Genomic DNA, 11,438 nt, shown 5'->3' on the forward strand with positions numbered 1-11,438 from the left:
AAATTTAACCGATGGTTACATTCTGTTTTTGTGCAGAAAATGCTTTAAAATTAGTCGCAGTTCTCAGTCGCAGTCAACAAATACTGAACACTGCGACTGAACACTGAATACTAAATTATTTCCCTTCAATCCAATTAACGATTTCAGCATCGGTTGGCAACGTTCTTGGAGACACTACTTTTGCTAATTCACCGTTTTCATTGATTAGGTATTTTTGGAAGTTCCATTGTACTTCGTTATCTTCTAATCCATTTTTAGCTTTTTGTGTTAAAAATTGGTATATTGGATGCATATCTCCACCTTTTACCGAAATTTTAGCCATCATAGGAAACGAAACTCCATAGTTTTTTTGACAAAATGTAGCTATTTGTTGATTACTCCCTGGCTCTTGCGCTCCAAAATTGTTTGCTGGAAAACCTACAATTACAAAGTTTTTGTCTTTGTATTTCTCGTAAATGGCTTGTAATTGTTCGTATTGCGGTGTTAAACCACATTCAGAAGCGGTGTTAACTACTAAAATTTTCTTTCCTTTTAAGGTTGAAAAATCAAAAGTATCTCCACTTAAATCTTCTACTTTGAATTGATAAATCGTTTCTTTTGCCATAGGTGTTGTGGTTGCTGCTGCCGTAGTTGTTTGCTTTTTTTGTGCCTGATTTTGACAACTAAAAAGCAATGCTGCTACTGAAAACAAGGTTACTAATTTCTTCATCTCTTTTTTTATTTCAAATTTAGGATTTTAAAACGCAATTTTTGATAAACATTTCTTAAAAAAAATGGCCGCTTATTAGCGACCAAATTCTTATTTTTTATAATATTTCTTATACGGAAAGTAAGCTATTACGGATATTACTAAGACAATTGCTAAAATTACAAAGTAATAGGTTACGTTTTGTTTCTCTCCAGAAGCGTAACTGTGTAAACCGCTCAAGTGGAAATTCACACCAAAATACGTCATTAAAATAGAAGCGAAAGCTAAAACACTCATTACATTATAAATCCATCTTCCTCTTAATGCTGGCACAAAACGTGCGTGAATTACAAATGCATACACCATAATACTGATTAACGCCCAAGTTTCTTTTGGGTCCCAACCCCAATAGCGTCCCCAACTTTCGTTAGCCCATTGTCCGCCAAGGAAGTTTCCGATAGTTAACATAACCAAACCTACGGTTAATGCCATTTCGTTAATGTATGTGATTTCGTCAATGCTTAATTTCATTCTTTCTTTGTTTTTTTCGTTTGTGAAAATCATCAAGAATAATGAAACTAAACCTAAAACCATCGCTAAAGTAAATGGTCCGTAACTCGCTACGATTACAGCAACGTGAATCATTAACCAATACGAATTTAAAACCGGTTGTAAGTTTCCAATTGAAGGATCCATCCAATTCCAATGTGCAATCATCAAAATCATTGAAGTTACAAAAGCAGTTGAAGCTACTGTAAGTTTAGAATCTTTTCCGAAAGCTAAACCAAAGAACATTGTTGCCCAAGCTACATAAATCATACTTTCATACGCATCACTCCAAGGCGCGTGACCTGAAATGTACCATCTAACAATTAATCCTGCTAAATGCAATATGAAAAACAAACCAATCAATCCATGAAAAACATTGATAATGGTTCGAATGGCCTTTGAATTTTTGAAAATTTGAACAATACAGAAAGCCAACATTAAAACTCCAGCCAACATGTACATATAATATAATCTTTTGAAGATATCATATTTATTGTACGTAATTTCAGAACTGATTTTGCTTTCTGAAAGCATTACGGCAGAACCATATTTCTTTTGATATTCGTTTAATCCTTTTAAAAGACTGTTTGGTAATTCATAATTATTACTTTTCGATGCTTTTTCCAGTGCATTCAAATAAAACGGCATTACATTTTTGATGGAATCCAAAGCGGTTCCTGTTGGTTGGTTGACTTCCAAAAACGAAACCCATTTGTTCGATTTATCTCCTGGAACAGGAAACACTTTTAAAATTTGTCCGCTTAAAGCTGAATATAAAAGGTTTACTTTCTTATCTGCTTCTATAAAATCTTTTTGAAATTGATTTGGAACTGGTTCTTTGTAAGCCGTTTCTAAAAATTTAGCTAATTTGTAATTTCCTGTTTCATCGAAAAAAGAGATTAATGGTGCATATTTCGCTTCTTTTTCAACTCCAATTAATTTACGTATACTATCATTTCCTCTTTTTAAATAGATGATTGGCAACGAATACCAATACTGAGGATATTGCGTCATCGATAAAAACGCTTGATCAGAATTCATGCCTTCATAGGTATCACTCTTTGATACTTTACGAAGTAATTCCGATGAAAACGTATTGATAGGCTTCATTCGCCCGTTATCTTGAATTACTACTTTTCCAAATTCGCTAGCATGCTCTTTCGAAATTTCATGTTCTTTTAATAATTTTAGAATTTCTTCTTTACTCGGTTGGTGATTATGCTGTTGCGCAAAAGTTAGAGTAGAAAATAAAATCAAAAATATGCTCAATAAACCAGCTTTTTTCTTTTTTACTTTTTCTAATTTTTCTTTCAAACTTGCAAAACGACTACTTTTTGTGAATAATATTGCCATCAAACCAAAATACAATAAAAAGTAACCAATATAAGTAATCCAAGTTCCCCAGAAATCGTGACTTACAGAAAGATTAGTTCCTTTTTCGTCTGGATCAAATCCCGCTTGGAAAAATCTAAATCCTCTGTAATCTAAGATATGATTCATGAAAACACTGTCTTTGAAGGTTTTCTTTTGTTCAGTATCAATAACTTCGATTTTACTTTTGAAAGCCGAATAACTATTTTCTGTTCCTGGATATTTATCAGCGATAAAATCGTCTAATTTCACAGAAAAAGGTGTATTGTAAATTTTACTTCCGAAGAAAAGTGTAAATTCTAAATCACCAATTTTAACACTTTGCGGAACTCCTTGCTTTCCTCTTGAACCAACTAAAGTTAAGATTTCTTCTTTTCCCTGTGTCTTGATTTTAACTTTCAAAGCATCGTCAGTTTGTTTGTCTTTGAAATCATTATTCGATTTGAAAGTCAATTCTCCTTTTATTGCTGGTTCTGGAAATACAAATTGAGCTCCACCAATATTATATAAAGAACGTAACATTAAAGGTTGCACAGAATCTTTCACAACTTTTCCTTGCAATTTATCTGCCATTCGCATAAAATCACCTTCAAAAGGCGTTTGAATCGTGTAAGCTTCAGCAATTTTAGTGATATTTATTGCGCCTTCAGTATATTTATTAAAGGCAAAAAGTACGTTGTGTAAATTTTGAACTTCGCCTTCTTTTAAGTAGTGTTCGTGACGTGTTCCTCCACTCGACTCTACCATTTTAATCATCAATTGTCCAGTTTCAGATGGAACAACTGTTTCGGTAGCGTTCATAATAAATTCTTGATGTTCTACTTCAAATGGAATTCCACTAAACTCACCTCCCATTGAAAAATGATTACTCGCAAAAGCATTCAAAAAGCCGTCTTCTTTTACTTCAGGTGCTAAATACAATCCTTTTTCAAAAGTCTTACGACGTATTTGTCCTTCGTGATTTCCATCCACTAAAACCGTTAAATAAGGTTTATCGGAATAAATCATATTGGCTGATTCGCCTTCTCTGATTGGCATCATTCCTTCATAACTGATATAACGCGTAACAAAAGCTCCAACGATAATTAGAATAAAAGAAAGGTGTAAAATTAAAGTCGCCCAATTTTCTTTTTTATGTAATTGATAACGTTTGATGTTACCTAAAAAGTTGATGATAAAAAACACCATAATAACTTCAAACCAAACGGCATTGTAAACAATAACTCTTGCAGTATCAGTATTATAAGCATCTTCAATAAATGTTCCGGCTGCCATGGCAAGAGCAAAAAGAATAAACAAAACAGCCATTAAGCGCGTGGAAGATAACAGGGATAGTATTTTTTTCTCCATGAGATATATAGGAATACGTTTTTTAATTGGCACAAATGTACTTAAAAACAAAAACTTTTTAACGAAGTTTAACAAAGGTTTGAGGAATTTATAACGTTCTCATTTTAGTACAACATTTTCACCTCTTTGACATCAAAAAATTGAATGGAATCATCTTCTAATAAAACAGCTAATTTTCCTTCTTGCGTAACTTCTTGAATCTTACCTACAAAGCGATTTCCTGCAACCGATTCAAAAGCTGAAACAACATTTTTTTTAAACAAAATTTGATGATAAGCATTCCAATAATGAATTTCTCCTAAAATTGGTAATTGTTTTAAATTGAATTCCAACTGATTTACAATAGAAATTAGCATAATTTCTCTATCAAAAATTTTATTTTCCAACAAAAATAAAGAAGATGCTTGAGGTAAATTTTCGAATTGAGATTGATTTACATTCAAACCAATTCCGATTATCGATTGTACTTCGCTTGAATTTTTGAACGTATTTTCGATTAAAATGCCACCTATTTTTTTATTTTCTGCCAAAATGTCGTTTGGCCATTTGATGACAAAATTTAAATTACTAACGGTTTTTAGTGCTTGAACAATACTCAAAGCTATGATGATATTTAATGTAAAAAGACTCGTAATTCCTTCAACTCTTTGATTATATAAAACACTAAAAGTTAGATTCTTACCTACTTCAGAAGCCCATCCAGAACCTCTTTGTCCTTTACCTTCTGTTTGCGATTCGGTACTTACAACTGTGAAATTTTCGCAGCTTTCTTGAGCCGAAAGTTCTTTTAAAAAACGGTTAGTTGAATCTATGGCATCGAGTTTGATTATTCTCATAATATAATAACAAAATTTAATCTTATGTTAAGGTTCAAAAATAATCACAAAAAATGATACCTTTGCATAAATAGAAAAATAATAAATGGCGAAGAAGCAGATTAATAATGATGATTTATTAGCAAACATCATCAAAGGGATTGAAGAAGTAAAAGGAGAAAATATTGATATTCTTGATTTAAGAGAAATTGACAACACGGTTTGTGATTACTTTGTAATTTGTAATGGAAATTCAAATACACAGGTAAATGCAATTGTAGGTTCAATTCAAAAAATCGTTTCTAAAGAGTTAAAAGATAAACCTTGGCACGTTGAAGGTGCTGAAAATGGTGAATGGGTTTTAATGGATTACGTTAACATTGTGGTACACGTTTTTCAAAGACATATTCGCGACTACTACCGAATTGAGAGCTTATGGGGTGATGCAAAAATCACAACCATTGAATCAAAATACTAAAAAATTTTATGGCACAAAATAATAATTCTGGATTTAAGTTTAGTCCGTGGATGAGTATTGTACTTGTCTTGACTATTTTTTTTACGATAAGTTTATTTACGAAAGGAATTGATTTAAGCAATCCTGCGCCTACAACATTATCAAAATTCTACCAATTTTTAGATAAAAATCAGGTAGAAAAAGTGGTGTTTACCAATACTAAAGCTACTGTTTATTTAAAGAAAACAGCTTTAACAGACAAAACACATGACAAAGTTAAGAATGATGTTTTAAACAAATTAAACACCAAAGGTCCTCACTATTTCTTTGAAATAGGTGATTTAAAAACCTTTCAAGAAAATTTACAAAAAGCATCTAACGAAGGTAAACTTTCAGAATATGAAAAAGAACCAGAAAGCATGTGGGGCGAACTTATCTCAATGCTTTTACCAATTGTAATATTAATTGGTTTATGGATTTTCATGATGCGAAGAATGTCAGGTGGTTCTGGCGGTGGCGGAGGTCAGATTTTTAGCATCGGGAAATCGAAAGCTAAATTATTTGACGAAAAAAATGATACTAGAGTAACATTTGAAAACGTTGCCGGATTAGAAGGAGCTAAAGAAGAAATTCAAGAAATTGTAGAATTCTTGAAAAACCCTGAAAAATATACTTCTATTGGAGGAAAAATTCCAAAAGGAGCTTTATTAGTTGGTCCTCCAGGAACAGGTAAAACCTTATTAGCAAAAGCAGTTGCTGGTGAAGCAAAAGTACCTTTCTTCTCGTTGTCAGGTTCTGATTTTGTGGAGATGTTTGTGGGAGTTGGAGCTTCTCGTGTGAGAGATTTATTTAAACAAGCCAAAGAAAAATCACCAGCCATTATTTTTATCGATGAGATTGACGCCGTAGGTAGAGCTCGTGGAAAGAACAACATGACAGGTGCAAATGACGAAAGAGAAAACACATTGAATCAGTTATTAACTGAGATGGATGGTTTTGGAACTAATTCAAACGTAATCGTATTAGCTGCAACCAACAGAGCTGATGTTTTAGATAAAGCTTTATTGCGTGCTGGTCGTTTTGACAGACAAATTTATGTAGACTTACCAGACATTAGAGAACGTAAAGAAATTTTTGAAGTGCATTTAAAACCTTTGAAAAAATCTGAAGAATTAGACACTGAATTCTTAGCAAAACAAACACCAGGATTCTCAGGTGCTGATATTGCTAATGTTTGTAACGAAGCTGCTTTAATTGCTGCTCGTAACGACAAAAAAGCCGTTGACAAACAAGATTTCTTAGACGCTGTTGATAGAATCGTTGGTGGTTTAGAAAAGAAAAACAAAATCGTAACTCCAGAAGAAAAACGAGCTATCGCGATTCACGAAGCAGGACACGCAACAGTGAGTTGGATGTTAGAACACGCAGCTCCACTGGTAAAAGTAACAATTGTTCCTCGTGGACAAAGTTTAGGTGCCGCTTGGTATTTACCAGAAGAAAGACTGATTGTTCGTCCTGACCAAATGCTAGACGAAATGTGTGCTACTATGGGAGGTCGTGCTGCTGAAAAAGTAATTTTCAATAAAATCTCAACTGGAGCGTTGAGCGATTTAGAGAAAGTTACGCGTCAAGCAAGAGCTATGGTAACCATTTATGGATTGAATGACAAGCTTGGAAACATCACTTATTACGATTCAACAGGACAATCTGACTATAATTTTTCAAAACCATATTCAGAAGAAACGGCAAAAGTTATCGATACTGAAATTTCAAAATTAATAGAAGAACAGTACGAAAGAGCGATTCATCTGTTAGAAACAAATAAAGAAAAATTAACGCAATTAGCTGATATTCTGATTGAAAAAGAAGTTATTTTCAAAGATGATTTAGAAACCATTTTTGGGAAAAGACCTTTTGATAAAGAAGTTGCTATAACTACTGAAAACACAACCGAAAACACGGTTTCTGAATAAGTAACTTATCAACAAAATTATATTAATAAAAATCTTAGTTCTGCATGCAAAGAACTAAGATTTTTTTTATCTTTGATTTTCACACAATAAAAAACGACTAAAGATACATGAGTCTTTTTAGAAAATTTTTTGGCACATCATCAGAAGAAGAAGACAATGACAAAAAGCAAGAAGTCAAGAGTCCATATTCACCAGATACTACATTGCCAATAGACGAACAATTTACTTTCAATTTCAAAGGAAATGGAGGTAAATTTATATATTGTGAGAATTTAGATGAAATTGCAGAGAATTTTGAAAATATATTAGCAGAAAACGATTGGTTTGAATGTAACGCACAATGTTTTGACAACCGATTACTTTATTTATTAAACGACAATAAATTAACTCACGATAATTCATCAACTCCAGTATTTTTTCTTTCTTCTTGCGAAAATTTAATTGCTGATGAGGGTTCTATTTTATTCTCTTCTAACCAATTCAAACACTTTAAACCTAACGAACTTCCGACAAACATGATTGTTTTTGCAACAACAAGTCAGATAGTAAATAGCAAAAGTGATGGATTGAGGCGAATTAAAAGCACTCATGAAAAAAATTACCCTTCTAATATTACCACCATAAAATATTTTGAAGAAGTAAAAGAACAAGATTTTCTTCACTACGGAAGTTGCCATAAAAATCTTTATTTACTTCTTTTAGAGGATTTATAATGAATGAAACGCTAAAAAGAGCATTATCTGGAGCCGTTTATGTTGCATTACTATTAGGCTGTATTTCTTATTCTAGAGAGGGTTTAGCTATTCTTTTTGGTGCATTTTTAGTGATTGGAGTTTACGAATTCTGTAAAATGTGTGGCTTAAATTTCTATATAAGTATTCCAATTGCAGCAGGTTCTTATTATTACTTATGGAATAAGAATTCAGACTTAAACTTAAATACAGCTTTAACAGCTATTTCGATTGTTACATCTATAAAATTATTGTTGTATTTATTTAATGCCAATAAAACTCACTTTAAAATTTACACCAAATACTTTTTGCTCTTTGGTTACGTAATCCTTCCATTCATTATAGCAAATTATGTGGCAATGGGAGTTAAAGGCTACAATCCAAAAATTTTAATTTCTATTATAATTTTAATTTGGACTAACGACACTTTTGCTTATTTAGTTGGAAAAAACTTTGGAAAGAACAAACTATTCCCAAGTGTTTCTCCTAAAAAAACTATTGAAGGTTTTGCTGGAGGTTTAGTGTTTACTATTATTGGTGGCATTATTTTAGCAAATTATTACATTATGGCCTCAACACTTTATATTTGGATTGTTATTGCTGCTATTGTTAGTATTTTCAGTACGTTAGGCGATTTAATCGAATCGAAATTAAAACGTGTTGCTGGCATAAAAGATACCGGAAATATAATGCCTGGTCACGGAGGTATACTAGATCGACTAGATAGTATTATATTTGTAATTCCATTTATTAATTTATTTTATTTAATTTTATATTATGTTTCATAAAGAAGGTTCAAAAATCATTTTTATTACACTACTTATAGTAGTTGCAATTATTTTCTTAACCGATGCATTTGTTTCTATAAATTGGTTACGAACTATTTTATACTTATTTGCATTAGTAATTTTAGTCTTGGTTTTACAATTCTTCAGAAACCCAACACGTGTTGCTGATAATAGCGATAATCATATTCTAGCTCCAGTAGATGGAAAAGTTGTAGTAATTGAAGAAGTATTTGAGCCTGAATATTTCAAAGATAAACGCTTGATGGTTTCTATTTTTATGTCGCCAATAAATGTTCACGTTACGCGTTATTGTGTAAACGGAATCGTAAAATACAGCAAATATCATCCAGGAAAATACTTAGTAGCTTGGCATCCAAAAGCAAGTGAAGAAAATGAGAGAACTACTGTAGTTATCAATAATAGAATCTATGGTGAAATTTTATATCGCCAAATTGCTGGTGCTTTAGCAAGACGTATTGTAAATTACGCACAAGAAGGCATGCGTGTAGTTCAAGGTAAAGATGCAGGTTTCATCAAATTTGGCTCAAGAGTAGATATCTATTTACCATTAGGGACTGAAATCAATGTAAAATTAGGTGATAAAGCTATCGGAAATAAAACCGTTATTAGTAAAAAAGCATAAAGAATGAGCGAAAAGGATTTAAATACATTATTTGATGAAGCATTTGCTAATGCACAATTGATTCCACAAGAATCGGTGCCACAGGATATGCAATTGGTATTGTATGGTTTGTACAAACAAGCTACATCCGAAACTTCAAACCCTCTATTATTTCAAAACCCTCAGGATATTAGAAATGCTTTCAAATTAAATGCTTGGATGCAAGTAAAAAATCTTCCTCCTGATGAAGCTAAAGCAGAATACATCAAAATCATCAATCAATTACTAAAAGAACGTAACCTATAATCTGCATTACAAATGAAAAAGTCACTATTGATTTTGGCTTGTATATCATTTATGATGACGAGCTGTAGAAAAGAAAACGAATTAGAAGAAGTAAAAATTCCAGATCCAGAAGTTGAAACAAAAATTTCAGCCTTAGGAAATCCAGCTGATGTTAAAGTTACTGAAGGTGGTATTTTTCAAATGCGTGGACTTAAATACGCCTATGATGATTTAGAACCTCATATTGATGGTCGTACAATGGAAATTCATTATTCGAAACATCATTTGGGTTACGCTAATAAATTAAACAAAGCCGTTATTGGTACTGATTTAGAATTAAAAACCGTAGAAGACATATTAAAAAACTTAGATGTCAACAACAAAGAAATAAGAAATAATGCTGGTGGCTACTACAACCACAATTTATTTTTCGAAATTTTAAATCCAAAAGGTGGCGGCACTCCAAAAGGAGCTTTGGCAGAAGCCATTACCGCAGAACTAGGTTCATTTGACAACTTACAAAAACAACTTACCGAAGCAGCTTCAGGACAATTTGGGAGCGGTTGGGCATGGCTAGTAGTTACTCGTGACGGAAAATTAGCTGTTACTAGTACTGCCAATCAAGACAATCCATTAATGCCAAATGCAGAAGTTAGAGGAACACCAATTTTAGCCATTGATGTTTGGGAACACGCTTACTACTTAAATTACCAAAACAAACGTAATGAATATTTAACCGCTATTTTCAATGTAATTGACTGGAATGTAGTAAATGCTAAATACGAAACTGCAATTAGCAAAATTTAATATTATTATTTTTAAATATTTTACTAGTCTAGCTTTTGCTAGACTTTTTTTTTACAAAAAAGTAGTAAAAAAATGCATTTTAGTAAAAATATGCAGAAAAACTACAGCAAGCACTCCGATAAAACCTCTTAATTTTGACCTATCTAAATTTGAAAGTTGCTTCAAAACTATTTTCCTTACAATAGTTTTGGACTAGTTAGTGTTAAATAATTTAAGGGGTTAAAAGTATTTCACTAACAAATTGCAATGTAATGAGCATATCATTGCAATGAACTAAGAGCACTTGAAGTATTTTATTAATTTGGGTTTAAATTCTCAAGTTGCTTACAAAAAAATCCCAATCTTTCGATTGGGATTTTCTTTTTATGTATTACTTCGTTAAGTACATTTTTCTTCTTGCGTACAAATCGTAGAATTGATCATCTTTTAAATCATCTATGAATAAGATGCTTTCTCCTGTTGATTTCATTTCTGGTCCTAATGCTTTGTTTACATTTGGAAACTTACTAAAAGAGAACACCGGTTGCTTAATCGCATAACCATTAAGTTTCGGATTGAAATCAAAATCAGTTACTTTATTGTGACCTAACATTACTTTTGTTGCGTAATTTACATACGGCTCACCATATGCTTTCGCAATAAACGGAACCGTTCGAGATGCTCTTGGATTGGCTTCGATAATATAAACCGTGTCATCTTTAATTGCAAATTGAATGTTGATCAATCCAACTGTTTTTAAAGCCGTAGCAATTTTCTTCGTGTGATCTTTGATTTGTTGCATTACAAATTCGCCCAAATTAAACGGAGGCAAAGTTGCATTACTATCTCCCGAGTGAACCCCACAAGGCTCGATGTGTTCCATGATTCCAATGATGTATACATTTCCATCGGCATCGCAAATTGCGTCTGCTTCTGCTTCGATAGCACCATCTAAATAATGATCTAACAACAATTTATTTCCTGGAATCGATTTTAATAAATCAATTACATGTTCTTCTAATT

The 11,438-nt window shown here is 32.3% G+C and carries 10 protein-coding genes and 1 pseudogene; 7 read left to right on the top strand and 4 right to left on the bottom strand.

From position 1 onward, the window contains the following. Positions 1-115: 115 nt before the first annotated feature. From L6Q46_RS08940 to L6Q46_RS08950, 3 genes are all read right to left on the bottom strand, one after another. Positions 116-709 carry a glutathione peroxidase gene (locus tag L6Q46_RS08940; protein WP_291284014.1) on the bottom strand — a complete coding sequence of 198 codons (594 nt, stop codon included), beginning with the start codon at positions 707-709 and terminating at the stop codon, positions 116-118. A 90-nt stretch (positions 710-799) separates the two neighbouring features. Then, the gene (gene ccsA, locus L6Q46_RS08945) at positions 800-3,958 is read right to left on the bottom strand and encodes a cytochrome c biogenesis protein CcsA (protein ID WP_291284015.1); all 3,159 of its coding nucleotides are present in this window, start codon (positions 3,956-3,958) and stop codon (positions 800-802) included. 104 nt (positions 3,959-4,062) lie between these two features. After that, on the bottom strand, positions 4,063-4,794 hold the full coding sequence (locus tag L6Q46_RS08950) for a biotin--[acetyl-CoA-carboxylase] ligase (RefSeq protein ID WP_291284016.1): 732 nt from the start codon (positions 4,792-4,794) through the stop codon (positions 4,063-4,065). An 85-nt stretch (positions 4,795-4,879) separates the two neighbouring features. Here L6Q46_RS08950 and rsfS point away from each other — a divergent pair, with 85 nt between their 5' ends. The 7 genes from rsfS to L6Q46_RS08985 all read left to right on the top strand — a co-directional run bounded on the left by rsfS (position 4,880) and on the right by L6Q46_RS08985 (position 10,436). Next, a complete protein-coding gene (gene rsfS / locus L6Q46_RS08955; RefSeq protein ID WP_111567754.1) occupies positions 4,880-5,251 on the top strand; it encodes a ribosome silencing factor in 372 nt (123 codons plus the stop codon). A gap of 8 nt (positions 5,252-5,259) precedes the next feature. Next, complete coding sequence (gene ftsH, locus L6Q46_RS08960; RefSeq protein ID WP_291284017.1) at positions 5,260-7,203, top strand: ATP-dependent zinc metalloprotease FtsH; 1,944 nt, start codon at positions 5,260-5,262, stop codon at positions 7,201-7,203. Between the two features lie 107 nt (positions 7,204-7,310). Further along, the gene (locus L6Q46_RS08965; RefSeq protein ID WP_111567756.1) at positions 7,311-7,916 is read left to right on the top strand and encodes an LUD domain-containing protein; all 606 of its coding nucleotides are present in this window, start codon (positions 7,311-7,313) and stop codon (positions 7,914-7,916) included. Further along, the gene (locus L6Q46_RS08970; protein WP_291284018.1) at positions 7,916-8,722 is read left to right on the top strand and encodes a phosphatidate cytidylyltransferase; all 807 of its coding nucleotides are present in this window, start codon (positions 7,916-7,918) and stop codon (positions 8,720-8,722) included. The genes L6Q46_RS08965 and L6Q46_RS08970 overlap by 1 nt, the downstream gene beginning before the upstream one ends. After that, positions 8,712-9,365 (top strand): phosphatidylserine decarboxylase family protein, encoded by a 654-nt coding sequence (locus L6Q46_RS08975; protein ID WP_111567758.1) that lies wholly within the window; start codon positions 8,712-8,714, stop codon positions 9,363-9,365. Before L6Q46_RS08970 ends, L6Q46_RS08975 begins: the two co-directional genes overlap by 11 nt. Before the next feature lie 3 nt (positions 9,366-9,368). Then, positions 9,369-9,650, top strand: a complete 282-nt coding sequence (locus L6Q46_RS08980; RefSeq protein ID WP_111567759.1) for an acyl-CoA-binding protein — start codon at positions 9,369-9,371, stop codon at positions 9,648-9,650. 12 nt (positions 9,651-9,662) lie between these two features. Next, positions 9,663-10,436 carry a superoxide dismutase gene (locus tag L6Q46_RS08985; protein WP_291284019.1) on the top strand — a complete coding sequence of 258 codons (774 nt, stop codon included), beginning with the start codon at positions 9,663-9,665 and terminating at the stop codon, positions 10,434-10,436. Positions 10,437-10,806: 370 nt separating this feature from the next. Here L6Q46_RS08985 and L6Q46_RS08990 read toward each other — a convergent pair. Continuing rightward, a pseudogene (locus L6Q46_RS08990) lies at positions 10,807-11,438 on the bottom strand (carbamoyl-phosphate synthase large subunit); the annotation flags it as partial.

The sequence above is a fragment of the Flavobacterium sp. genome (genome assembly GCF_023151265.1).
Classification (GTDB): domain Bacteria; phylum Bacteroidota; class Bacteroidia; order Flavobacteriales; family Flavobacteriaceae; genus Flavobacterium.